The organism is Hymenobacter sp. BT491 (assembly GCF_014349165.1).
GTDB classification, from domain to species: Bacteria; Bacteroidota; Bacteroidia; order Cytophagales; family Hymenobacteraceae; genus Hymenobacter; species Hymenobacter jejuensis.
The window spans coordinates 606,472-632,677 of record NZ_JACSJJ010000004.1; the positions used below are offsets into that span (position 1 = coordinate 606,472).

General features: G+C 56.8%; 16 protein-coding genes. 9 read left to right on the forward strand and 7 right to left on the reverse strand.

Features of this window, described 5'->3' with window-relative positions; all coding sequences use genetic code 11:
* The first annotated feature begins 96 nt into the window (after positions 1-96).
* From H9I52_RS19315 to H9I52_RS19330, 4 genes are all read left to right on the forward strand, one after another.
* Entirely contained in the window at positions 97-804 is a 708-nt protein-coding gene (locus H9I52_RS19315; protein ID WP_187455198.1) for an SDR family oxidoreductase, read from the forward strand.
* Between the two features lie 104 nt (positions 805-908).
* Positions 909-2,753, forward strand: a complete 1,845-nt coding sequence (locus H9I52_RS19320; protein ID WP_187455199.1) for an alpha-amylase family glycosyl hydrolase — start codon at positions 909-911, stop codon at positions 2,751-2,753.
* Positions 2,754-2,888: 135 nt separating this feature from the next.
* A complete protein-coding gene (locus H9I52_RS19325; protein WP_262386132.1) occupies positions 2,889-4,301 on the forward strand; it encodes an MFS transporter in 1,413 nt (470 codons plus the stop codon).
* 279 nt (positions 4,302-4,580) lie between these two features.
* Positions 4,581-5,678: a glycosyltransferase gene (locus H9I52_RS19330; RefSeq protein WP_187455200.1), complete on the forward strand. Its 1,098-nt coding sequence runs from the start codon at positions 4,581-4,583 to the stop codon at positions 5,676-5,678.
* Here H9I52_RS19330 and H9I52_RS19335 read toward each other — a convergent pair.
* Entirely contained in the window at positions 5,635-6,120 is a 486-nt protein-coding gene (locus H9I52_RS19335) for a hypothetical protein (protein WP_187455201.1), read from the reverse strand. The genes H9I52_RS19330 and H9I52_RS19335 overlap by 44 nt on opposite strands.
* A gap of 219 nt (positions 6,121-6,339) precedes the next feature.
* Entirely contained in the window at positions 6,340-8,049 is a 1,710-nt protein-coding gene (locus H9I52_RS19340) for a M28 family metallopeptidase (protein ID WP_187455202.1), read from the reverse strand.
* 239 nt (positions 8,050-8,288) lie between these two features.
* On the opposite strand from H9I52_RS19340, the gene H9I52_RS19345 reads away from it, so the two are divergent.
* From H9I52_RS19345 to H9I52_RS19355, 3 genes are all read left to right on the forward strand, one after another.
* Positions 8,289-9,464 (forward strand): esterase-like activity of phytase family protein, encoded by a 1,176-nt coding sequence (locus tag H9I52_RS19345; protein ID WP_187455203.1) that lies wholly within the window; start codon positions 8,289-8,291, stop codon positions 9,462-9,464.
* Positions 9,465-9,673: 209 nt separating this feature from the next.
* Positions 9,674-12,709: a M16 family metallopeptidase gene (locus H9I52_RS19350; protein WP_187455204.1), complete on the forward strand. Its 3,036-nt coding sequence runs from the start codon at positions 9,674-9,676 to the stop codon at positions 12,707-12,709.
* Between the two features lie 223 nt (positions 12,710-12,932).
* On the forward strand, positions 12,933-15,977 hold the full coding sequence (locus H9I52_RS19355; RefSeq protein WP_262386133.1) for a M16 family metallopeptidase: 3,045 nt from the start codon (positions 12,933-12,935) through the stop codon (positions 15,975-15,977).
* A gap of 209 nt (positions 15,978-16,186) precedes the next feature.
* Here H9I52_RS19355 and H9I52_RS19360 read toward each other — a convergent pair whose 3' ends face one another.
* The 5 genes from H9I52_RS19360 to thrA form a co-directional block, all read right to left on the reverse strand.
* Entirely contained in the window at positions 16,187-17,455 is a 1,269-nt protein-coding gene (locus H9I52_RS19360) for a protoporphyrinogen/coproporphyrinogen oxidase (protein ID WP_187455205.1), read from the reverse strand.
* Between the two features lie 122 nt (positions 17,456-17,577).
* Positions 17,578-18,261, reverse strand: a complete 684-nt coding sequence (locus tag H9I52_RS19365; RefSeq protein WP_187455206.1) for a DUF3365 domain-containing protein — start codon at positions 18,259-18,261, stop codon at positions 17,578-17,580.
* 95 nt (positions 18,262-18,356) lie between these two features.
* Positions 18,357-19,652 carry a threonine synthase gene (thrC, locus tag H9I52_RS19370; protein WP_187455207.1) on the reverse strand — a complete coding sequence of 432 codons (1,296 nt, stop codon included), beginning with the start codon at positions 19,650-19,652 and terminating at the stop codon, positions 18,357-18,359.
* 67 nt (positions 19,653-19,719) lie between these two features.
* Entirely contained in the window at positions 19,720-20,667 is a 948-nt protein-coding gene (locus H9I52_RS19375; RefSeq protein WP_187455208.1) for a homoserine kinase, read from the reverse strand.
* A gap of 47 nt (positions 20,668-20,714) precedes the next feature.
* On the reverse strand, positions 20,715-23,159 hold the full coding sequence (gene thrA / locus H9I52_RS19380; RefSeq protein ID WP_187455209.1) for a bifunctional aspartate kinase/homoserine dehydrogenase I: 2,445 nt from the start codon (positions 23,157-23,159) through the stop codon (positions 20,715-20,717).
* A gap of 373 nt (positions 23,160-23,532) precedes the next feature.
* On the opposite strand from thrA, the gene prfA reads away from it, so the two are divergent.
* Positions 23,533-24,603, forward strand: a complete 1,071-nt coding sequence (gene prfA / locus H9I52_RS19385; RefSeq protein WP_139515356.1) for a peptide chain release factor 1 — start codon at positions 23,533-23,535, stop codon at positions 24,601-24,603.
* A gap of 80 nt (positions 24,604-24,683) precedes the next feature.
* Complete coding sequence (locus tag H9I52_RS19390) at positions 24,684-26,204, forward strand: hypothetical protein (protein WP_222940561.1); 1,521 nt, start codon at positions 24,684-24,686, stop codon at positions 26,202-26,204.
* Positions 26,205-26,206: the final 2 nt, after the last annotated feature.

Below are 26,206 nucleotides of genomic sequence, written 5' to 3' on the forward strand. Positions count from 1 at the left end.
GCCGTTGTCGAAGCTGAGAAAATGCTGCGGATAAATACGGGAAATTGAGTTCTTAAAACCCGTCAGTTGCGTATTTTAGGGAAACGACTCCTTGCCATGACAGACATCACCGATCAAGTTGCCATCGTTACCGGGGCGAGCCGCGGCATTGGGCGGGCTACGGCATTGTTGCTGGCCATGCAAGGCGCCAAAGTGGTGTGCGTAGCCCGCTCCGCCGACGAGCTGGAAGAAGTAGCCCACAAAACCCACGGCTTGGCCGTGCCCGCCGACGTAGCCGACGAAGTCGATGCCCAAAACGTGGTGGACGAAGCGCTACTTCACTTCGGTCGCCTCGATATTCTGGTGTGCAACGCGGGGGTGGGCAGCTTCGACACGCTGGAAAACGTGCCGGCCACCGAATGGGACCGTATTTTCGACGTGAACGTGAAGGGCACTTTTCTGATGTGCAAAGCCGTAGTGCCGCACCTGAAGTTGCAAGGCAGCGGCCATATTATAGGCATCACGTCGGATGTGGCCCGGCGTACTTTCGCTCATGGCTCGGTGTATGGTTCGAGCAAATATGCGCAGGACGCCCTGCTGAGCGCCCTGCGCAAAGAAGTGCGGTCGTTCGGCGTGAAAGTCAGCAGCATCTATCCGGGCCTGGTCGATACACATTTCAATGATGCTCAGCCCGGTAGCCCCGAGGCCGAAAAAACCCATCTCAAACCCTCCGACATTGCCCAGGCCGTCCGCTACGTGCTCGAAGCACCCCCGCACGTAGTGATCGACGAGCTGATGATTCACCCGCTGACGCAGGACTATTGAGGCCCGAAACGGGAAAAAACGCCGCTGCCTAGTTTCGGACGAACTGCGCCAATCATCGCAAATAGGCCCCTTGCAAGCGGTAACCTGTTATCTTACCGGTCGATATGAAGAAAGTCCTACTGCCGTTGGCTGCCTTGGCGCTTGCTTTGGCTGCATTTAGAATTCCTTTTTCTTCCCCCAATTCCGCGCCTGTGGCCGAGCCAATTTCCCTTGCGGACCCCAACACGACCGAGGAAGTGCCTCAAGATAATAAGCTGATTATCTATCAGTTAATGACGCGCCTGTTTGGCAACAAAGCCACTACCAACAAGCACTACGGCACCCTCGCCGAAAACGGTGTAGGCAAGTTTAACGACATCACCGATACGGCCTTGCTCGCGATCAAGAAGCTGGGCGCGTCGCATGTGTGGTTTACGGGCGTCATCGAGCACGCCACCATGACCGACTATACCAAGCACGGCATTGCCCTCGACGACGCCGATGTGGTGAAAGGCCGCGCCGGGTCGCCGTACGCCATCAAGGATTATTACGACGTGGCCCCCGACTTGGCCGTGAACGTGCCCAACCGCATGGCCGAGTTTGAAGCTTTGGTGAAGCGCACCCACAGCCACGGCCTGAAGGTCATTATCGACTTCATTCCCAACCACGTAGCCCGCACCTATAAATCGGATGCCAAGCCCGCCGGCGTGGTAGACCTGGGCGAGAAAGACGACAAAACCAAGGCCTTCGCGCCCAACAACAACTTCTACTACCTGCCCGGCCAAGCCTTTGTGGTGCCCAAGGAGTACAACCCCCTCGGGCCGGGCACAGGGCCACGGGAAGACCATAAGTTCCAGGAGATGCCCGCCAAGGCAACCGGCAACGACGTGTTTTCGGCGACTCCTTCGGTCAACGACTGGTTCGAGACCATCAAGCTCAACTACGGCGTCGACTATCAGAATAACCGGCAGTTGCACATCACGCCCGTGCCCGATACATGGAAGAAGATGCGCGACATTCTGGTGTTTTGGGCCAACAAAAACGTCGATGGGTTTCGTTGCGACATGGCCGAGATGGTGCCCGTCGAGTTTTGGACCTGGGTAATTCCGGAGGTGAAAAAGGTGAAGCCCGACCTCATTTTCCTGGGCGAAGCCTACAACCCCAAGGAGTACAAGCGCTACCTCACCGAGGGCAAATTTGATTTTCTCTACGACAAAGTCGGCCTCTACGACGGCCTGCGTCGCCTCATGCACGGCGAAGGCAACACCGACGACATCACGAAAGTCTGGAGCCAGGAAAGCCGCGGATTTGGCTCGCGGATGCTGCGCTTCCTGGAAAACCACGACGAGCAACGCATTGCCTCTAAGGACTTTGCGGGTGACCCGCGGGCGGCCATTCCGGCCATGACGGTGTCGGCTACCTTGGGCTCGGGGCCGGTGATGCTGTACTTTGGGCAGGAAGTCGGGGAGCCGGCTCACGGCAGCGAAGGCTTCAGCAGCGAAGACGGCCGCACCACCATTTTCGATTATTGGGGGGTGCCCGAACACCAGAAATGGATGAACGGCGGCAAATTCGACGGCGGTCGCCTGAGCGCCGAGCAAAAGCAGCTGCGCGATTTCTACAGCCGCCTGCTCAACCTCACGGCCACCAGCGACGCCATCCGGCGCGGCCGTTTCTACGAGCTTCAGGATGCCAATAACCTCGGCCAGCAGTACGACCAACGGCACGTATACAGCTACCTGCGCTTCACCGACAAGCAGAAACTGCTGATCGTGGCCAATTTCAGCCGCGACAAAACGTCAAAACCCACCTTGGTCATTTCCAAGGAAGCGATGCAGGCCGCCGGGCTCAACCCCGATAAAGTGTACACTTACACCGATCTGCTCAACAACGCCCCCGCTACCCAGGGCCTCACCATGACCTTGGCCCCGCAGAGCGCCTACGTCTTCGAGATCAATCTGAAGCAGTAACTTTTCTTATCTTTAAGTGTCTTCCGGCTACTGATAATTATTGATCATAACTATTTGATGAACAATTAGTTGTATTGAAAATTTGTCCGTGTTCGGTGGCTCTTTCGTCCTGTTCTTTACCCCAAAATTCCCCCGATGGCAACCAGTGTAGCGGCTCCTACTGATACCCGCCCCAAACCCCGCCTGAGTTTCTGGCAAATCTGGAACATGAGCTTCGGCTTCCTGGGCATCCAGTTCGGCTTTGCCCTGCAAAATGCCAACGTGAGCCGCATCTTCGAAACGTTGGGCGCCAAGCCCGATGAGCTAGCGTTCTTTTGGCTCGCGGCTCCGCTCACGGGCCTGCTGGTACAACCCATCATTGGCTACCTCTCCGACCGCACCTGGAGCCCGCGGTTCGGACGGCGACGTCCCTTCTTTACGGTTGGTGCTATTCTGGCTTCGCTGGCGCTGCTGTTGATGCCCAACGCCTCCGCCCTCTGGATGGCCGTGGGTACGCTGTGGCTCATGGATTCCAGCATCAACATTTCGATGGAGCCTTTTCGGGCCTTGGTCGGTGATCTTTTGCCCGATGAGCAGCGCACGATGGGCTTCGCTGCCCAGACGTTTTTCATTGGCGTCGGTGCCGTGGTGGCCTCCATGCTGCCCTACATTTTTACCAATTATATGAACGTGCCCAACACGGCCGGGCCGGGCGAAATTCCTCCGTCGGTGCGCTACGCGTTTTACATGGGCGGTGCGGCTTTTTTCGGGGCTGTGCTCTGGACGGTACTGCGCACCCGAGAATACCCGCCCGAAGACCTAGCCGCTTTTGAAGAGGAAAAACGCCGGACTGCCGGCTTTGTCAACGGGCTGCGCGAGTCGTTTATGGGAATCTTCCAGATGCCCCAAACGATGCGCCAACTGGCTGTGGTGCAGTTCTTTTCGTGGCTGGCGCTGTTCTCGCTCTGGATATACACTACGCAGGCCGTTACGGCGCACGTGTACCATACTTCCGACACGACTTCCAAGCTTTACAACGAAGGCGCCGACTGGGTGGGCGTTTGCTTCGCTGTATATAATGGCGTGTCGGCGGTGTTTGCGCTGTTGCTGCCCTTCATTGCTCGGGCCACCAGCCGCCGGTTCACGCACATGCTTTGCCTGATAGCCGGTGGGTTGGGCCTGATTTCCATCTATTTCATCCAGAACCCCAATTTCCTGTTGCTGTCGATGGTGGGAGTGGGCATTGCTTGGGCCAGCATTCTTTCGGTGCCTTATGCTATGCTGGCTGGGTCGCTGCCCGCCAACAAGATGGGCTATTACATGGGGGTGTTCAACTTCTTCATCGTAATTCCGCAGGTGGTCGCCGGTCTGATTTTGGGCTGGGTTACCAAGCACCTATTCCACGATCAATCGGTGTACACGCTCGTGTTTGGGGGCTGCTCCATGATCTTATCGGGGCTGCTCACTCTGCGCGTTTCCGACGAAGGCGATGCGCGCCTGCCCATCGGTCCGCCGCCCTTGCCCGAACCCGGCTACGATGCACCTCTGCAAACGGACCCACGTCTGTAAATCGTCTTGGCTTACTGTCAAAAAGCCCAACTGCGCTCTGCGGTTGGGCTTTTTTGTGTTCGTTTGTAATTAATTGATAGTTAAGTACTTATGGTAGTTAGTGTTTTTGGCGCCTGGCCGCTCTACGTATCCTTACTGATATTTCGCATTTATACGCAGGCGCAATTGCTTGTAAATCAGCATTTAACCCGGTAGCTCGAGCGGTCTTTCCTGCGTATGCCTTGGGAACATTGGCGCCTCCGTTACAGCAACGCGGCGCCTAGTTATCCACGGGGGCCTATGCTAGTAGCTTTTATCTTTTTCGGGTTCTTTTTTAGCGTTTGCGCGCTGATGCTGTGGTGGTTGGTCCGCGCGAAGCCGGTCATTGTCGCATCGTCAGATTGCCCGCGGGTGAGCATTCTGGTGGCGGCCCGCAACGAAGAAGCCGTAATCGAGCGGTGCCTGGCATCGTTGACGCAGCTGCGCTATCCCACTGATAAACTGGAGATACTCATCGCCGACGATGCCTCTACCGATAACACCGCCGGCGTCGTGCGGCGCTTCATTGCCGATAAGCCGCAGTTTCGGTTGCTCACGGTCAGGCACCGGCTGGGCACGGCTCGCGGCAAAAGCAACGCCTTGGCCCACCTGTGCCGCGCCGCCACCGCCGATTATTTCTTCATCACCGACGCTGATATGGCCCTGCCGCCCGACTGGATTCAGACCATGCTGGGCGCGGCTCCCGAAGGCGTAGGCGTAGTAACCGGCGTCACGACCTGCAACACTACGTTGTTTGGCCGCTTGCAGGGGCTGGACTGGCTGTTTGGCCTGAGCGTGATTCGCCTGCTCACCGACCACGGCCTGCCCGTAACGGCCGTCGGCAACAACATGCTCGTAACGCGGGCCGCTTACGAATCCATCGGCGGCTACGAGGCCATGGCCTTCACCGTCACGGAAGATTTGCAGCTGTTTTCGCTGATTGTGGCGCAGGGGTGGGACTACCGCAACCTCCTCGATCCGCGGGTGCTGGGGGTATCGGTGCCGCAGCCTACAGTGCGGTGCCTGTTGCAGCAGCGCAAGCGCTGGATGAAGGGGGCCGTGCGGCTGCCGTGGCAACTGTCGGCACTGTTTGGCCTGTACGCGCTGTTTTACGTGGCTGTATTCTGGCCGGGCTTCTTATCGATTGGCAGCATCGCCGTGCTATTCGGTGCTAAAGTGCTGTGTCAGATGGTATTTCTGAAAATCACGCTGCGGCAGGCCGGGCGCCGCGAATCGTGGGCGGTGCTGCTAGGCTATGAGCTTTACCTGTGCCTGATGTCGGGGGCGGTGCTGGTGTATACCGTGGTGCCGGGCCCTATTCAGTGGAAAGAGCGCCGCTATCGGTGGGCGGAGGGGTAAGCGCGCCGGCAGAAACGTTCTGCAAGACCGGATCGCTCAACCACTGCTGAGCACTCTGCTCGCCCGTAAAGGTCTTAAAATGAACCTGTTGCAATTGGGGTTGCCCCGGAGCGGCTTCCGCTTTTTGCAGCCGTTCGTTGAGCAGCTCCAAGTGGTACGGAGCCACCAGATAGGCGATGCGGGCAGGTCGGCCGCCCAAACTCGCCAACAGGGCAGCCCGAAACGTGGTGAGCACCCACTCAAAATCTTCGGCCGAGGCCAGGCCCCGGCTGCGCAAATCAATTTGCCAGCGCATGGCCCCGGTGGTTTTGGCCAGTTCCAGGGCTGCGTGGTAGCCTGCCCGGTGCTCTTCGGAACCAACCGGCTGCGTCCAGCGCACAAATAATACCTCCAAATCGGAACGGTAATTGAGGCGGACGTAAGTAAGGTCAATCGAATGCATAGAGGCGAACAACGTACAGAGGTAGGCAACGGCTGACCGGTTATTTAAGTTTAAACACGACTGTAATCTTGTTGAATCGCCTCGGCTAGCTTCAAGCTAACGCATTCATATACTGCGAGATATCTTAGGTAGATGAAAGTTGTGGGAGCCAAAAACAAATAAAAACCGCGCTTGCAGCTAGCAAGCGCGGTTTTAGCTCATCGCAAGACTAGCGACTGCTCAGACGCCGCCCAGGCTTTTCTCCCGAATGGCTTTAAACTCCGATCCGGTTTTCCACTTCGGAAAGGTAGTTTCGCCGGCCAGGCGCTGCCCCACCCGAAACAGCAGGCGGACATCTTGTTCCACGCCGCCCAAATCCCATTTCGGATCGTATTCGTCGGCGGGCTGGTGATAGCGGTGTGCTTCGTAGTCTTCGCTGCGCTCTTTGGTGAAGGCGCGGCCGTTGGCGCGGCTCTCAAACCGCCCGTTGGCGTCCAGGGCGGGCACGCCTACGTGGGCAAAGCTGAAGTGGTCGGAGCGGAAGAAGCTGCCTTTCTCCGGCGTTTGATCGGGCAGAATGTAGCGGCCTTGCTCTTTGGCCGCGGCGCGGGCGTAGTCGTCCAGCTCCGACTGGCCGTAGCCGATCACCGTCAGGTCTTTCATGGGGCCGTTTACCGAAAGCGCATCCATGTTAAGGTCGGCCACGGTTTTGGCCAGCGGGTAGAGCGGATGCGCTGCGTAATAAGCTGAGCCCAGCAAACCCTGCTCTTCGCCGGTCACGGCCAGAAACACGATGGTGCGGCCGGGTTTCGTCTTGGCCTGCGTGAAGGCTTTGGCGATGTCGAGCAGGGCCGCGCAGCCGCTGGCGTTATCAACGGCGCCGTTATAAATAGAGTCGCCGTTTACGGCTGGCCCGATGCCCAAGTGGTCCCAGTGTGCGGTATACACAATGTATTCGTCGGCGCGGGTAGTACCCGGCAACACGGCCACCACGTTTTTAGAAGCCGTACGCCGGATTTTGTTACGTATTGACGTACTGACCGTTAGGTTTAAAGGCCGCGGCTTAAAGCCCTTCTTATTGGCGGCGGCGTAGGCTTCGTCGTAGTTCTGGCCGGCGGCGGCGAACAGGCGCTTGGCCGCGTCCAGGGTCACCCAGCCTTCCAGGGCACACTTGCTGGCGCCTTTGTCCGGCGTTTGGGGGTAGAGCTTCGCGCCCGACCAGCTGCTTTGCACCACCGACCAGGGATAGGCCGCGGGCTTGGTGTCATGGACGATGAGCAGGCCGGCGGCGCCGTGGCGGGCGGCCTCCTCGTACTTGTAGGTCCAGCGGCCGTAGTAGGTCATGGCCTTGCCTTTGAACAAGGTCGAGTCCGCGCCCGCGTTGCCCGGGTCGTTGACCAGCACGACCACGGTTTTGCCCCGCACGTCCAGCCCGGCGTAGTCGTCCCAGCCGTACTCGGGCGCCACCACCCCGTAGCCGGCAAACACCAGGGGCGAATTTTGCACCGCCACCACCGGCTTTTCTTGCTCGGTGAAGGCCACGTAATCCGTTTTGTAGTTCAGCGTCAGGTTTTTGCCCTGGCCAGCGATGGTCATGGTCGGGGCGGGCATACCCGTGATCTCTACCAGCGGTACATCCTGAAAGTAGCTGCCATTGGGGCCGGGCTTCAGGCCAAGCTTTTTGAATTCATCAGCCAGATACGCCGTGGTTTTCGCTTCGCCCGGCGTAAAGGGTTTGCGGCCCTGAAACTCATTGGACGACAATATTTTGATGTGCTCGGCAATGCTGGCGGCGGTAATGCCATCCGGGGGCGCAGCAATCGCGATCGAATCGGTGGCCGCGTCAGTGTCGTCGGTGGTGGTCGCGGTAGAGGACGATTTGCTTTGGCATCCCGCTAATAGGCTCAACAGCAAAGCGTTACCAAATAGCAAAGAATAGGGTAGTCTCATGGGCGGCAGAACGAGAGTGAGAAAGAGAAAGGCAGTGAGCGAGCAAAAAGCTGATCAACAGCTCAAGGTGTGGAAAATGCGGCACACTGAAAATTCCGGTAAATGAATATCTTAGGGGCCGCGAACAGATATAGTATCTTCAGGAGAAAAAATATAACGTTGCCGTAACCATAGTCGCCTCAACTATTACCGAATTTTGCCGTTCCATCCCAAACTCTCACCTATATAACTCTTCCGTTATGATCAAATTCTCCCCAACGGCAGTCGCAAGTTGCCTGTTCGCTACCGCAGCCTTGCTGGCCGGCTGCAAAAAGGATGGCCCGGTTATGCATGGCCCCGACAAGATGCCCACGCACGTTTCGTCGTTGCGGTTCATCGGCGAAAAGATTGTGCCTTTCAAGCAGGACTACAACAACACCACGATAGGTGGGCTTTCGAGCATCGACTACCGCCCTGATAAGGACAAATACTACATCATGTGCGATGATGCAAGTGCTTTCCAACCAGTGCGTTACTACACTGCTGACATAGATTTTGACCAGACGCAGTTTACGAACGTGAATTTTACGGGCGTCACCACCTTCAAGCGGCCCGACGGCAGCCTTTACCCCAACACAGCCGCTGATCGCTACAGCGCTATCGACCCCGAGGGCCTTGCCTACGACCCCGCTACGTCGCACCTCATCTGGTCGAGCGAAGGCATTCGTAATGTGACGGTTACGCCGGCAGTGCTCACCGATCCTTTTCTGTATGAGGCCAACCTCGACGGCACCTTTGTCGCCTCCTTTGCGCTGCCTTCTCTGTTTAAAATACAGTCTACCGAAAACGGCACGCGTTCCAACGGCTCGTTTGAAGGTGTCTCAGTCGTGCCCAATAGCCGCTATGTCTTTACGGCCAATGAAGAGCCTGTGTATGAGGACGGGCCGCGCGCCGATTTCGGCGTGGCCGGTTCGCCTATCCGCCTGATCAAGTACGACAAAGTGACGCATCAGCCGGTAGCGCAGTATGCCTACAAGCTGGATGCCGTGCACGCGGCCCCCATTCCCGCCGATCAGTTCCGGCTGAACGGAGTGGTAGAAATGGTAGCCATGTCGGAAACGAAAATGCTGGTCATGGAGCGTTCTTTCGCCGTGGGAGCGACGCCTGATTACGTGGTTAAAATCTACGAAGTTGATCTGGACGGGGCCACCGATATATCGCGTGAAAACAGCTTAAAAACAGCTATTTACACGCCAGTAAGCAAGCGCCTCGTGCTGGACGTGGCCTCCACCGGCATCAAGCGCGTCGACAACCTCGAAGGCATGACTTTCGGCCCGAAATTGGGCAACGGCCACTACTCGCTGGTGCTGGTTTCCGACGACAATTTCGGCAGCTCCCAGATTACGCAATTCCTGGCGTTTGAAGTAATTCCATAACCAACCGGTTGCTAAATTTTTAAAAGTGCAACTGCCTTATTATTAGGTGGTTGCACTTTTTTATTTTCCCCTATCTCCAGAAGTAAATTGCAGAAAGCAAAAAAATAACGGGCGGCGTGCGTCCGTAGGGGAATGCATCCGTCTATTGGCGATGTTGTGCGGTACGTTACGACCGAATCACATCTTCATCTTTTGCTTTTCGTGTATTTATGACGCAAAAACGACTCTGGCTGTTGGGCCTGGGCCTCTCGCTCTCGCTGCACCCGATGCTGGCGCAGCAAAAAACCACTGCTGCCAAGACCAAACCCAAAACCGTAATCGTACCCGCCAAAGCTACCGCCGGCGGTGCGCGCTTAGTGGAAAAAGTAACCCGCAAGGGTTCGGAGCTGGTTATTCCGTACGAAAAATACGTGTTGCCCAACGGCCTGACGGTCGTTGTAACCGAAGACCACAGCGACCCGCTGGTGCACGTCGACGTGACCTACCACGTGGGCTCGGCGCGGGAGCAAATCGGTAAGTCGGGTTTTGCCCACTTCTTTGAGCACATGATGTTCCAGGGCTCCGACCACGTAGCCGATGAGCAGCATTTCAAGCTGGTTACGGCCGCCGGCGGCACTTTGAACGGCTCGACGAACCGCGACCGCACCAACTACTACGAAACCGTACCGGCCAACCAGCTCGAAACGGCTTTGTGGCTGGAAGCCGACCGCATGGGCTTTTTGCTCGACGCCGTTACCCAGCAAAAGTTTGAAGTTCAGCGCTCTACTGTCAAAAACGAGCGCGGCCAGAACTACGACAACCGTCCCTACGGCCTGGCCGGCGAGAACGTATCGAAAGCGTTGTATCCGTACGGCCACCCGTATTCGTGGATGACCATCGGCTATCTGGAAGACCTGGATCGCTCGAACGTGGACGATCTGAAGAACTTCTTCCTGCGCTGGTACGGCCCCAACAACGCCACCCTGACCGTCGGCGGCGACGTGAAACCGGCCGAGGTAGTGAAATTGGTGGAGAAGTATTTTGGCCCGATCAATCGGGGCCCTGCCGTGCAGAACATGAAGCTGCCCGCGCCCAAGCTGGCCTCGGACCGCTACGTGAGCTACCAAGACAACATCCGCTTCCCGATGCTGCAACTGGTGTTCCCGTCGGTGCCGCAAAACCACCCAGATGAAGTCGCACTCGACGCGTTGGCTGAAATTATTGGCTCGGGTCGTAACTCATTGCTATATAAGAACTTAGTAAAGAACCAGAAAGCCGTTCTGGCGCAGGCCTACAACCAGACTACCGAGTTGGCTGGCCAGTTTACTATCACAGCCCGCAGCTTCCCCGGCAAAGGCCTCGACAGCACCGAAGTGCTCGTGCGCAAATCGCTGGCGGAGTTTGAGCGTACCGGCGTTTCCGACGATGCCTTGGCGCGCTTCAAAGCCAGCCGCGAAGCCGACTTGGTCAACAGCCTGTCGAGCGTGAGTGGCAAGGTTTCGCAATTAGCTGCTAACCAGACGTTTACTGGTAATCCTAATCGCTTGCCTATCGACGTGCAGCAGTTGCGTTCGCTGACCAAAGCCGATGTGCAACGCGTTTACAATCAATATATTAAAGGTAAGCACGCCGTGATCCTGAGCGTGGTACCCAAAAATGCTCCCACGCTGGTTGCCCACGCCGACAACTACCAAGTGTCGAAGGATGGCTACCAGGCACCAAAAGACGAGTACGCCGGCCTTACTTATGTGAAGGCCAAGGACACGTTCGACCGCGGCACGCAGCCCAAAGCCGGTACCAATCCGGTGGTGCAGGTGCCTGCTGTGTGGCAGGACCAGTTTGAGAACAAGCTGCGCGTCATAGGCACGCGCAACGCGGAAATCCCGACGGTTACCATGCTGCTGACCATTCGTGGTGGTCACCGCCTCGAGCAAAACGACCGTGACAAGGCGGGCATCGCTGCACTCACGGCGGCCATGCTCAACGAAGGCTCGCAGAAATACACCAGCGAACAATTCAGCGCCGCCCTCGACAAGCTGGGCAGTGCCATTCAGGTGAGCGCCGGCAACGAAAACACAACGGTGTACGTGCAAACGCTGACCAAAAACCTGCCGGCTACGATGGCGTTGTTGCAGGAGCGCTTGCTACACCCACGCTTCGACCAGGCTGATTTTGACCGCCTTAAGAAGCAAACCCTGGAAGGCATTGCCAACCAGGTGACGCAGCCGGTAGTCATTGCCGACAATACGTATTCGCGGTTGCTCTACGGCGGCCTCGACATCATGAGCACGCCGGTGAGCGGCACCAGCGCCAGCGTGCGCAGCATCACGCTCGACGACGTGAAGAAGTTTTATCAGCAGAACTACGCCCCCAATGTGAGCTACCTGACGGTGGTCGGTGACGTCGATCAGAAGACGGCGGAGGCACAGATGGGCTTTCTGAAAGGCTGGCTGCAACAAGGCGTAAACCTGCCCGCCAGCCCCAAAACCCAGCAGCCGGACAAAACGCGAATCTACTTCGTGAACAAGGACGGGGCGGCGCAGTCGGAAATCCGCGTCGGTTACCTAGCCCTGCCTTATGACGCGACTGGCGATTATTACCGCGCGTATTTGGCCAACTATATCCTGGGCGGTGCTTTCAACTCGCGCATCAACCTCAACCTGCGCGAAGATAAAGGCTATACCTACGGCGCTCGCTCGGGCTATTCGGGCTCGCGTTTCGTGGGGCCTTTCACGGCCTCGGCCGGCGTGCGCGCCGATGCTACGGCGGCTTCGGTAAAGGAGTTCATGAAGGAGATCGAGAACTACCGCAACGGCATCACTGACGAAGAGCTACAATTCCTGCAAGCCTCTGTGGGTCAGAGTGATGCGTTGCGTTACGAAACGGGCCAGCAGAAAGCTGCCTTCCTGGCGCGCCTGCTCGAGTACGACCTCGACAAGAACTACGTGCAACAGCAGAGCACCATCTTGAAAAACCTGACGAAGGAAGATGTCAAAACGTCGGCGCAGAAATACTTGCCCGCCGACCATATGTACATCGTAGTGGTTGGCGACAAAAAGTATTTGCCTGAAGTGCAACAGCTTGGCTACGAAGTAGTTGAGTTGGATGCTGACGGCAACCGCTTGACGCCTGCCGTAGCTGCTGCTCCGGCCGCCGCTGCCGAACCTGCGCCTGCGCCCGTCGAAACCAAAAAGTCGAAGCGCAAAGCCAAGACAGAAGACGGTAAGAAAATCAAGGTGAAGGAAAAGGCTGGCGAAGCCAAATAGAGGTCTGCTACTTCCTCATTGCAAAGGCCCGTCTCCAGTTGGAGGCGGGCCTTTTTGTTTGTAACTACTTGTATATGAGTTATTTGTGTGGCTTGAGTTGGTGGGTATAAATTGTCTTTTGCCCTCTGAAGTAAATAGTATCTAAATAATATACTACTCGCACTAAGCACGTGTGTTTGTATCCTGTACCTTAACGTTGGAATTAGACACAACTACCCTTTTTATGATCTGTAAGCCCTTTATTTTGCTCGGACTTGGCTCGGCTTTGGCTTTGTCGCCAGCCGCCCAAGCCCAGCAAAAAGCCCCGGCCAAACCGGCTATGGCTACCACCAAATCTACCGGCGGCACTCGCTTAGTAGAAAAAGTAACCCGCAAGGGTTCGGAGCTGGTGATCCCGTACGAGAAGTACGTGCTGCCCAACGGCCTGACGCTGCTCGTGGCCGAAGACCACAGCGACCCGTTGGTGCACGTCGACGTAACCTACCACGTGGGCTCGGCGCGCGAAACAATTGGCAAATCCGGTTTTGCCCACTTCTTCGAGCATATGATGTTTCAGGGCTCGGATCACGTGAAAAGCGGCGAGCATCCCAAGATTATCAGCGCCGCAGGTGGTAGCATGAACGGGTCGACCAACCGCGACCGCACCAATTATTTTGAAACCCTGCCCAGCAACCAGGTTGAAACAGCGTTATGGCTGGAAGCTGATCGCATGGGCTTTTTGCTGGATGCCGTTACCCAGCAAAAGTTTGAGATTCAACGCGCTACGGTAAAGAACGAACGCGGCCAGAGCGTGGACAACCGCCCGTATGGCTTGGCCGATGAACTCAAGGATCGGGCGCTGTATCCGTATGCGCATCCGTACTCGTGGTCGGTGATTGGCTCGTTGGAAGACTTGGATCGCTCGAACGTGGACGATCTGAAGAACTTCTTCCTGCGCTGGTACGGCCCCAACAACGCCACCCTGACCGTCGGCGGCGACGTGAAGCCGGCCGAGGTAGTGAAACTGGTGGAGAAGTACTTCGGCTCCATCAAGCGCGGGCCGGCTGTAGCGGACATGAAAGTAGCGGAGCCCAAGCTGGCCTCGGACCGCTACGTGAGCTACCAAGACAACATCCGCTTCCCGATGCTGCAACTGGTGTTCCCGACCGTGCCGCAGTACCACCCCGATGAAGTCGCTCTGGATGCGCTGGCTGACATCATTGGGCGCGGCAAAACGTCGTTGTTGTATAAGAACCTGATTAAGAACCAGAAAGCCGTGCAGGCTTCGGCCAGCCACCCGACCTCGGAGCTGGGCGGCGAATTCACAATTTCGACTTTCAACGTACCCGGTCAGCAGCTTGATAGCACCGAAGCCGTAATTCGGAAGACGTTCGTAGAGCTGGAAAAACGCGGCATCACCGACGACGATGTACAGCGCTTCAAAGCCAGCCGCGAGGCCAGTATGATTAACCGGCTGGCCAGTGTAAGCGGTAAAGCTTCGCAACTGGCAGAATTTCAAGCGTTTACGGGCAACCCCAACCGTCTGCCGGAAGAGATGCGCAAGTTACAAGCCCTGACCAAGGCCGATGTGCAACGCGTTTATAATCAATATATTAAAGGCAAGCATGCGGTAATCGTAAGCGTGGTGCCTAAGGCCGGTACGCCTGTTGCCGCGGCGCATCCCAACAAATTTGAGGTATCGAAAGCAGGCTTTAAAGCGCCTGCCGACGAGTACAAAGGCCTAACCTATGTGAAGGCCAAGGACAACTTCGACCGTACCCAGCGGCCTAAGTCGGGTGCTAACCCGGTGGTGAAAGTGCCAGCTTACTGGCAAGAGGAACTGCCTAACGGTCTGAAGGTTATCGGGGCCCGCAACAGCGAAATTCCATCCGTAACCTTGTTGCTGAGCATGGGCGGCGGGCATCGGTTGGAGCAGCAAAACCCTGCAAAAGTCGGCGTCGCGGCCCTAACGGCTTCTATGCTCAACGAGAGCTCACAGAAATACACGGGCGAGGAGTTTACGGCCGCGCTTAACAAGCTGGGCAGCACCATTCAGGTGAGCTTAGGCAACGACAACACGACGGTGTATGTGCAGTCATTGACCAAAAATCTCGACAAGACCATGGCGCTGCTGCAGGAGCGCCTGTTGCATCCGCGCTTCGACGAGGCTGATTTTGCTCGCCTCAAAAAGCAAACGCTGGAAGGCATTGCGGCGCAAAACACTCAGCCAGTGACGGTTGCCAACAAAACCTACGCCCGCTTGCTCTACGGCGCCAACGACATCATGAGCGTGCCCACGAGTGGTACCGCAGCGTCGGTGCAAAGCATCACGCTTGACGACGTAAAGCAATTTTACCAGCAGAATTACGCGCCCAACGTGTCGTATCTGGTGGTAGTGGGCGACGTCGAGCAGAAGGACGTAATGCCCAAGCTGGCCTTCCTGAAAAGCTGGGAGAAAAAATCGGTGGCACTGCCCACAGTGAATCCGGCCGTTCAGCCAGACAAAACGCGAATCTACTTCGTGAACAAGGACGGAGCAGCACAGTCGGAAATCCGCGTCGGCTACCTGGCCTTGCCTTATGACGCGACCGGCGAATACTACCGTGCGTATTTGGCGAACTACATGCTGGGCGGCGACTTTAACAGCCACATCAACCTCAACCTGCGCGAGCAAAAAGGCTATTCGTACGGCGCCTACTCATACTTCGGTGGTACGCGCTACGTGGGGCCCTTCACGGCGCAGGCCGGCGTGCGCGCCGATGCCACAGCGCCCGCGGTAAAGGAGTTCATGACCGAAATTCAGAACTACCCGAATGGGGTTACGGACGAAGAGGTTGCTTTCCTGAAAACCGCTGTGGGTCAGAGCGATGCCTTGAAATACGAGACCGGCCAACAGAAGGCTAACTTCCTAGGCCGCATCGTAGAGTACAACCTGCCTCGGGATTTTGTGCAGCAGCAGCAAACCATCCTGCAAAACATCAAGAAGGAGGACATTCAGGCGACGGCGCAGAAGTACTTGCCCGCCAACAGCATGTACATCGTCGTGGTCGGCGACCGGGCGAAAGCTTTCCCCGGCCTCGGCGAGCTGGGCTATGAGGTAGTCGAAATGGATGCCGATGGAAATCGGGTGGCTGCTCCAGCCCCAGCGGCCGCTGCTACTCCGGCCGCTCCCGCTGCCGCCGCTGCGGATGCTGCCGAGTTGGGCGACAAAAAGATGAAGCGCAAGGCCAAAGACGAGGATGGCAAAAAAATGAAAATCAAGCACAAAGAAGGCAGCGACGCGAAATAATCGCGCTCAGCCGAATAGTAAAAAAGCCAGCCTTCGTATCGAGGGCTGGCTTTTATGTTTAAGATCTGTTGCAGCTAACGCAGTGGCGTATGTTGCCCTCACTAAACACGACGATCATGCAGAAATTAAGCAGCGCAGTCGCCTTGCATTTCCCAGCCCCACTCAGCATGGGCACGGGGGCGAAGTGTATCAATAGCAGGTTTGGCCACCTAACCAGCAAGGAGCATTTCCGCCACTTCGCGCCCGGTGGCTAAGGCTGCGTTTTGCGAAGGATAAGCCGTGTGATCGCCACAGCGGTAGAGTGTATCGGTGAGGCGAAGCGGCTGACGCACGGGCTGTCCTGCCGAATATACCGGCAGGGCATAAGGAAGATGGTACGTGCGAAGATGTTGCCACTGAGCCGCTTGCGGCCCAAACCAGTCCGTAAGCTCTTGCTGCAAATGTGTCGTTAGGGTTCGCTCGTCGAGGCCGTGCTCGCCGTGGGTGCTAACGGAAACAAGCGTGCGGCCCGCAGGCGCGTAGGCCGGTGCCACATCGCTGGGAAAGCTCACGTTGTGCGCCAGCGCATTGGGCTTCGCATTCAGGCGCAGCAACCGATCGCCCTGACCTGGCGAGCTTTCGGCGGCAAAATACGTGCAGGTGGTGCGCCGCCACGCCAGCGCTTCGGCGTGAGCCGTGGGCGGCAAAAGCTGCCGGGCAGCTTCCCCGTCCACAGCAACCACCACGGCGGAGGCTTCCAGGGTTTCGCCAGTTGCTAGCTGCACTGTGTTGGCTTCAATGGCCTCGGCTGCCGTATTCAGCCGCACCGAGCCGGCAGGTAAGCGCTGGGCCAATTGCTCCGGAATCTGCTGCATGCCTAGTGCCGGAATCACAGCTTCGCCTTCCAGAAATTGCTGAAAGACAAACTCGAAGAAATTGCTAGCCGTACCCAACGACCGATCTAGAAATACCCCGCCAAAAAAGGGCCGGAAGAACGAATCAATGATCTGCTCGCTCCAGCCGTAGCGCCGCAAAAAAGTAAGCGTGTCGGTCGCCTCGCGGTTGAGCAATTGTTCGGGCTTGTACTTGCTTACGTGCTGTACTAGGCTGAGAATCCGCAACTTATCAGCGAGCGTACCAATGCGCGAGGCGAGCGCCGTAAACGCGGCCGTGGGCCGTTGCAGTGGGTTTTGCAGGGTGGTTTGCTGCCCATCGGCCAATTGAATGACCGCCCCGGAGCGAAAAGCCCGCAGGTCGGCGGCGCCATAATCGAGCAGGCGCTGCACCTCCGGGTAGCGCGTCAGCAGCACCTGAAAGCCGTGGTCGAGGCGAAAGCCCTCCGGTGTAACGTCGGTGCGAACGCGTCCGCCCACTGCGTCGGCTGCATCCAAAACGAGCACCGGCCGGCCGGCGCGGTGTAGGTAGTTGGCGCAGGCCAAGCCCGCCAAACCAGCACCGATGATCACAACGGGAGCAGAAGAAACGAGAGATTCACTCATGTGATGCCAAACCGATAATGCCGCTCCAAGGTTACGGGTTAATGGCTCTTGGTTGTAAAGTTCTTATAATAAGGTGCTTATGCGAGGCTGCTCGTCCTTCATACTGTCTTCCGCGCTTACCCTCAAAACAGCTTATGCGGCTTGGGTACTTTGCGCGTTTTCATGGTGTAAAACTCCGCCACACCGTTGCGGGCAAAGCGCACTTGCCACGCACCCACCACCGCACCACGCTGATAGCCAATGGCTTGGTCGGTCGGATAGGCTTTCTTGATGAGCGCGTAATCGGCGGCGGCAATGTCTTTGCCAACCTCACCGTGGCAGCGCAGGCAAAGCGCATCGTCCAGCACAATGGGCCGCTGGTAGGTGAATACCTCAGCCGATGGGCGGGCAATATTGCGCATGGTATCATTTTGACTAGCAACAAGTTGCGTTGCCGGCTGGTGTTGCGGATTGCGCGGTTTGTTGCTGACGCGCTGGGCAGTAGCCTTCAGAACATGCGCCAGCGAATCGGTGGACGCGTACGTTTCGGGGCGGCAGTAGGGTAGAGCAGCCGCTACGCCGCCTTGCGCAAGCCGCTCGGCAAGCAGTCGGTGCAGTTCGCGGTCGGCCGAAAGGGTCAGGGAGTCGCCGGCCCAGCGGGTAGCATGCAGCAAATCGGCGGGCATAATGCGTTTGACCACCCAGTTTTCGGCCTCAATGCCAATGCGTTTGCTGTCTTTCAGATGCTGAATCTGATCAGGACGACAGGCCGGCAACGCGGCTAAGAAAAAGGCCGCGACCCCGGCGGCACAAACAAGACGACGCATACAAACTGAAGGGTTACGACCGAATCCGGTTGCCTAACAACGCTCGAAGGTATACGGTTACGGCGGGACGCGCTGCGAGTACTTTGTGCCTCTGGCTATCTGCTTACTAGATAGTCTTTTAACGTAGTATAGTCGGCTTGCATTACATGGCTTTGCTTGGGCTTGGGCAGGAGCTCAGCCACGGCCGGAGGCAACGAGATTTTGCCTTGGATAAGGGGCTCTACCACGTCGTAAAACTTCACCGGATGAGCCGTTTCCAGGAAAATCCCCCGCTCGTCGGGGTGTTGCGCTAGGTACTGCTGCAAGGCCTGATAGGCCACCGCCCCGTGCGGGTCAAGCAGGTAACCGTGCTCGGCGTGTACCTGCCGGATGGTATCGGCAGTGGTGTCGTCGCTGATGGTATAGCCCGTGATGCTACTCTTAACGTGCTCATAGTCACGTTGGAACAACTCCAGAATGCGCGTGAAATTACTAGGATTGCCCACGTCCATGGCATTGGAAATGGTGGCGATTGCGGCTTTGGGGGCAAACGTGCCGCTCAACAGATAAGCGGGCACCGCGTCGTTGGCATTGCAGGCCGCCACAAAATGGCGGATCGGCAAGCCCGACACGTACGCCAGCAGCCCCGCGCAGAGGTTGCCGAAGTTGCCGCTTGGTACCGCCACTACCGGCGGCTCGGCGTGCGACCATTGCTGCAAGGCGTAGCCGTAATAAAACTGCTGCGGCAGCCACCGCGCCACGTTGATGGAGTTGGCTGAGGTAAGAAATAGCCGGCTGGTAAGTTCTTGATCAGCAAAGGCTTGCTTAACCATGCGTTGGCAGTCGTCGAAGGTGCCCTGCACTTCCAGCGCCGTGATGTTCTGGCCCAGCGTTGTTAGTTGCAGCTCCTGCACTGAGCTGACTTTGCCCGACGGATACAGGATCACAACATCCACGCCTTCGACTCCCAAAAACCCGTTGGCGACCGCTCCGCCGGTGTCGCCGGAAGTGGCTACCAGCACCGTAACGTGGCGGCTGCCGTGCCGCGAAAAGTAGCCCAGGCAGCGGCTCATAAAGCGGGCGCCCACGTCCTTAAACGCCAGCGTCGGGCCGTGAAACAGCTCCAGCACCGTACTGCGCTCACCGACGGGCACCAACGGAAAGTCGAAGTTTACCGCCTCCGTACAGATGGCGTGCAAGGCTTCTTCCGGAATGGCGGCCCCAACGTAAGGCCGGATCATGTCAAAAGCTAGGGTAGCTTTGTCCTTCTCTTTCAGGGTGTTAAGAAACGAAGCCGAGAATTTCGGAATGGCTTCCGGGAAATACAGACCACCATCGGGCGCCTGCCCGGCAATCGTGGCTTCCCGAAAATCGACGGCCGGCGCTTGGTGATTAAGACTGTAATAAAGCATGGAAAGGCAAAAGAAGGAAAGTGAAATTAAGATAGTTGTGATTTATAATACATTGATTGTCAAATAATTATGTAGGAATATTAATTTCGGTTTCCACGGGCATTACGCGCACCCCTTCGAGGTTGATGGTGCTCACGTACGTATGAAAATCAATGCCGAGCCCGTGGTAAACGCTTTGCATGACGGCTTCTACCTGGCGAGCGGTGGTTTCGTGCTGGCTGAGCATGAAAATGGAAGGACCCGAACCCGAAATGCCGCCGCCAAGCGCGCCGGCTTCCTGACTAGCCCGTTTTACTTCGGCAAAGCCCGGGATGAGAATGCTGCGCACCGGCTCGATGATCACGTCTTCCAACGACCGCCCGATAAGCGCGTAATCGCCCTTCATCAGGCCCGCAATCAAGCCTCCTACGTTGCCCCATTGCCGGATGGCGTCCTTGAGCGGCACTTGCTTTTTCAGAATTTCACGGGCATCGGACGTTTTTACTTCGATTTGGGGGTGCACCACGGTCACGTACAACGGCGGGGCGGGAATGGGAATAATGTCGAGCGGTTCGGTGGAGCGAATCAGGGTAACGCCGCCGTAGATGCAAGGCGCAATGTTGTCGGCGTGCCGCACGCCCGAGGCTACCTCTTCGCCATACGTGGCAAACTCTACCAGCTCGGCTTTGGTGAACCGATTGTCCAGCAAGGCGTTAGCGCCTACTACGGCGCCGGCCGCACTCGCCGCGCTCGACCCGATGCCGCTGCCGGGTTTGATGGCTTTCGCGATTTCAACCTCAAACCCAATGGGCTCGGACACCGCCCGCAACAGCGCCAACAGCGCCGCCCCGGCCACGTTGCGCCGGGGCTCGGTGGGCAGGTTGTAGTCGTCTTTGTTGATGATGACGACGCCCGGTTGCGAGGTAAGGCGCAGGGTCATGGTGTCGTAGGGCGCGCCTAGCGCGAAGCCCAGCACATCGAAGCCGCACACTACGTTGGCAACGGTAGCAGGCGCAAGAACGGTTACTGAATTCATATATGCTTGATGTAGAATCGGTTATGGATTGCAGGCGGACTAGGTAACTATACCCGCGCCGCCCGAATCATATCGGCGAATACCCCCGACGCCGTAACGTCGGCGCCGGCGCCGGCCCCTTTCACTACCAGCGGCTGCTCGACGTAGCGGTTGGTGTAGAAAAGCACCACGTTGTCTTTGCCCTGCAAGGTGAAAAAGTCGTGCTCCGGCCCCACCTGCTGCAAGCCCACAGCCGCTTTGCCGTTTTCGTAGTGAGCCACAAACTTGAGCTTTTTGCCCGCCGCCGCCGCTTGCTCGTAGAGTCGGCGGAAGTGTGCTTCGTGCACGGCCAGCTGCTCGTAAAAGGCCGCTACGTCGCCTTCCATGCACGTCGCGGGCAGAAAAGAATCGTTCGTGATGTCGTCCATTTCCATCACGACGCCGGCTTCACGGGCCAGAATCAGGATTTTGCGCATCACATCGGTGCCGCTCAGGTCGAGGCGCGGATCGGGTTCGGTATAGCCTTCATCCTGAGCCCGTTGCACCACGGAAGCAAAGGAGCTGGTGCCGTCGTAATGGTTGAATACGTAGTTGAGCGTCCCCGACAGCACCGCCTGAATGCGGTTCACCACGTCGCCGCTGCGTAGCAAGTCGTTGAGCGTTCCGATGATGGGCAAACCCGCGCCCACGTTGGTCTCGAAGAGGAAATTAGCGTTGAATTCGCGCGCTAACGACTTGAGATTCGCATAGTTGGCGTACGCCGACGAACAGGCCACCTTGTTGCATGCCACTACCGAAATACTCTTTTCCAGCAAAGCCGCATAGCACTCGGCCACTTGGGCGCTGGCCGTAATGTCCACAAACACAGCATTGCGAAGGTTGCGGGCCTGGATGTTGGCCACAAGCTGCGTCAGCTCCATGGGCTCACCTTCCTGCAAGTCTTCCTGCCAGGTATTCAGGTCGAGGCCTTCGTCGTTGATAACGTACTTTTTGCTGTTGGCAACGGCAATCACCCGCAGCTGCAAGCGCAGTTTTTCCAAGAGATAGTCTTGCTGCTGAGCTAGTTGGCCTAACAGCTTGCTGCCCACGTTGCCCGCGCCCACGATAAAGAGGTTGACCTGCTTGTACTCGGTTTGGAAGAAGGCCTCGTGCAGTACATTGATGGCTTTGCGAACGTCATGCGACTGGATAACCGTGGAAATGTTCTTCTCCGATGATCCCTGGGCTATTGCTCTGATGTTCACGCCGTTATGACCGAGCGCGCCAAACATCCGCCCGCTGACGCCGGGGTGATCCTTCATGTTCTCGCCTACCAGTGCGACAATGGCTAGACCGGTTTCCAGTCGAAGCGGCTCGACTTTATTGCTCGTAATCTCATAGGCAAACTCCTCATCCACAGCGGTTTTGGCACGTGGTGCGTCGGTGCTGCTGACGGCCACCGAAATGGAATGTTCCGACGAGCTTTGGGTGATCAGAATCACGTTGATGCGCTCCTGCGCCAGCGCGCCAAACAGCCGCTTCGAAAAACCCGGAATGCCCACCATGCCGCTGCCCTCGAGGTTGAGTAGGGCGATGCTGCCAATGCTCGAAATGCCGCGCACAATGGTATGGTTGGGCGGTGAGTCTACCTCGATCAGGGTGCCGTGGTCAGCGGGGGCGAAGGTATTCTTGATCCACAATGGAATGCCCAGCTGCATAACCGGTTGAATAGTAGGCGGATATAAGACCTTTGCCCCAAAGTGCGACAGCTCCATCGCTTCTTTGTAAGAGATGTGCGGGATGGCTTTGGCGCTGGTCACTAGGCGCGGGTCGGCCGTCATCATTCCGCTCACATCCGTCCAGATTTCCAGCACGTCGGCATGCACGGCCCCGGCGAAAATGGCGGCACTGTAGTCGGAGCCGCCGCGGCCTAGGGTAGTAGTGGCACCTTGCGCGTCGGCCGCAATAAAGCCCGGCACCAAGTACACCTGCTGCTCTGACTCCGTAAGTAAGTTCTTGATTTGCTGGTTGGTAACGGCAAAGTTGACTTCCGCCGCCCCGAACCTTGAATTGGTGCGGATCAGTTCGCGGGAATCGAGCCATTGGCAGCGCAACGAAGCCGCCTGCACGCGGGCCGCCACCATCTGCGACGACATCAACTCGCCAAAACTCATCACGCGGTCTTGGGTACGTGGTGAGAGTTCGCCCAAGGCAAATACGCTGTCGCAGATAGCGTCCAGCTCGTTGCAGCGCCGTTTTATGGCACTCAGCACCGCGCTTTGGTTGGCCACCGGAACGAGGGCCTTCACCGTGTCGAGGTGGCGTTGCTCAATGGCTTGCAGGTGTTCTCGGTAGGTTTCGTCGCCGGCCGCGGCCCGTTGGCTGGCCTCAATCAGAGCATCGGTGACGCCGCCTAGCGCCGAGACGATTACAATGGTCGGCCCGCGCTGGGCAGCGGTTGCGATGATGTCGATTGCTTTGTTGATGTTCTCTGCGTTGGCTACCGAGGTGCCGCCGAATTTCAAAACCTGCATACAAGTGAAGTGAGTAGAACACATAAAGGCCCGCTCGCTCAGTAAAAATCCAGTATCGGATTTTACCGGTGAGGGGCTGCAAACTCTGGGGTTGAAAAAGGAGAAGGTGGAGTGGGCAGCCCTGTTACCGGGTAATGACCATCCATGTGACTGTTGTAATGACAGTCAGAGCGCGGGTGAAATAGCGAATAGCAAGCTGCTGAGGCATATACGCGCGGGCTAGATGCTGCAAAGTAGTAAAACTTTCGAGGCATCCTAGCAGCCACGGCAAATATGCTGCCCTGCAAACGAGGCAATCGGGAACGCAGAGCCTTCTCGGACGTGTTTGTTTTCAGTACCTTTGCACCAGCAAATACAATTTCCCACAGGCAAGATGCTAGACAAACTGGAGGCCATTAGCCAGCGCTACGAGGACGTGAGTCAACAACTCATGCAGCCCGAAGCTATGAGCGATATGAAACGCTACAAGGCCCTCAACAAAGAATATAAGGACCTCGGCAAAATCGTGACGGAGTACCGCAACTATCAGCAGGTGCTCTCCAACATTGAGAACGCTCGGGAAGTCATCTCAACGGAGAAAGACGAAGATTTCCGCGAAATGGCGAAGGCGGAGCTCGATGAGCTTCTGCCCGAGCAAGATCGCTTGGAAAGCGTGATCAAAGACTTGCTCATCCCGAAAGATCCGAATGACTCGAAGGACGTGATCATGGAAATCCGGGCGGGCGCCGGCGGCGACGAGGCGGCGATTTTTGCCGGCGACTTGCAGCGTATGTACATGCGCTACGCCGAAAAGCAGGGCCTGCGCATGGACCTGATTGACGCCACGGAAGGCACCTCGGGTGGCTACAAAGAAATCGTGCTCTCGCTGAAAGGCGAAGACGTGTACGGCAAGCTCAAATTCGAATCGGGTGTGCACCGTGTGCAGCGCGTACCGGCTACCGAAACGCAGGGCCGCATTCACACTTCGGTAGCTTCTATTGTGGTAATGCCAGAGGCAGAAGAACTCGACATCGAGCTGGATATGAACGACATCCGCAAGGACCTATTCATGTCATCGGGCCCCGGTGGTCAGTCCGTTAACACGACGTATTCGGCCGTGCGCCTTACCCACATCCCAACCGGCCTCGTGGCTCAGTGCCAAGACCAGAAATCGCAGCTCAAAAACTTCGACAAGGCCCTGCAGGTATTGCGCTCGCGCATTTACGAGATTGAGTTGGCCAAGAAAAACGAAGCCGAAGGCGCTGCTCGCAAGAGCATGATCGGCGGCGGCGACCGTTCTGATAAGATCCGTACGTACAACTACCCCCAAGGCCGCGTAACGGACCACCGCATCGGCCTGACCGTCTACAACTTATCCAGCGTAATGGACGGCAACATCGACGAGTTTGTTGAGCAGCTCCGCATCGCCGAAAGCGCCGAAAAGCTGAAAGAAGGCGTTGTGTAAGTATTTGAAAGTTAATAGGTTATAGAAACCTGTCTCATACGTCTGTCATCCTTCCTTCATTAGGATGACAGACGTTTTTTATGAATCCTATGCGCTTGCTGCTGCCCGTTCTGTCTATTTTTCTGTGCATCAGCTCGTTGTTAGTGGGCTGCGAGCCGAAGGAAGATGTCATCACGACGAGCGCATCGGCCAAGCTGGAGTTTTCCTCCGACACCGTGAAGTTCGATACGGTGTTTGTGCAAAAGGGCACGGTCACGAAACGGTTGTGGGTGTATAACCGCAATGCCCGCGCCGTGAAGGTAGAGCAGATTTCGCTGGGCATGCCGGCCAATTCGCCCTACACTTTGACCCTCAACGGTGAAGCCGGAGTTGGAGCCAGTAACGTTGAGATCCGGGGCAAGGACAGCGTATTGGTATTGGTGCGGGCTGCCATTGATCCTACTGCCGGCGACGGCAAGCCTTTTCTGATCGAAGATCAGGTACGGTTTCGCACTAACGGTAACGATCAGAATGTCAGGTTGATAGCGTACGGGCAGAACGCATATTTTCACGACGGTGAGACCTTGCCTTGCGACGCTGTGTGGCGCAACGACAAGCCCCACGTCATTTACAACAGTGTGCTGGTCGGCCCCAATTGTACGCTGACCATCGAGCCGGGCACCCGCGTTTATTCGCACGCCAACTCCGCGATTGTGGTGCAGGGACGGTTGCTGGTAAATGCCAATTTCAACCCCGGTACAGCTACGGTGAAGGCGACCGACCGGAACATCGTGCGCTTCGCAGCCGACCGTCTGGAGCCATTTTACAACGAGATTCCGGGTCAATGGCGCGGAATCCAGTTCGACGCCAGCAGCCACGACAACGTGGTGCGGTATGCCGAGATCAAAAATGCGTCTTTCGGACTCTTGGTATACAACCCCCAAAACCTGCAACCGCGGCCACGCGTGACGGTCGAAAATACGGTCATTAAAAACATCTCAGGGGCAGCGCTTACGTTTGCCAGCGGCGGCCAGAACTTCACGGGCGGCGGCATCCTGAGCTTTTCCGGTGACTTTAGCTTAACTAATTGTCTGATAACGAATTGTGGTGAGTACGCGGTACTCAGTATTGGCAGTGGTTTGTTTGGCATGAATTTCTGCACCGTAGCCAATTTCACGCCCTCGTTTAAGCGCGACTCGCCTTCCATGGCCTTCACCGATGATTTTGCCACGCCGCAAGCGGCTAGGCAGCCCACTGTCGTGGACATTCGCAACTCTATTATCTGGGGCAATACGTTTGCGAACGGCTTGCTCCTGAAGGACGAACTTTTATTTAAATTCAAACCAGGAAATATTCAACGAAATCTTGTTAATAATCTAATTAGGACGGATCTTTATAAAGAATATCAACTGCCCAATCAGTCCAATAACGAAAGCAACTATCCTAAATTTAAACGCCCGGCCGGTGTAGGTTACTCAGATAAATTTGATTATCAGTTAGATACTCTTTCACCTGCCAGCAATAAGAGATACGCTACTCCCTTTGTGTCGCGCGACCTGCTCAATGTAGCGCGCGATCCTTCTTCTCCCGACCTCGGCGCTTACGAGCGGCTGAACCCTTAATT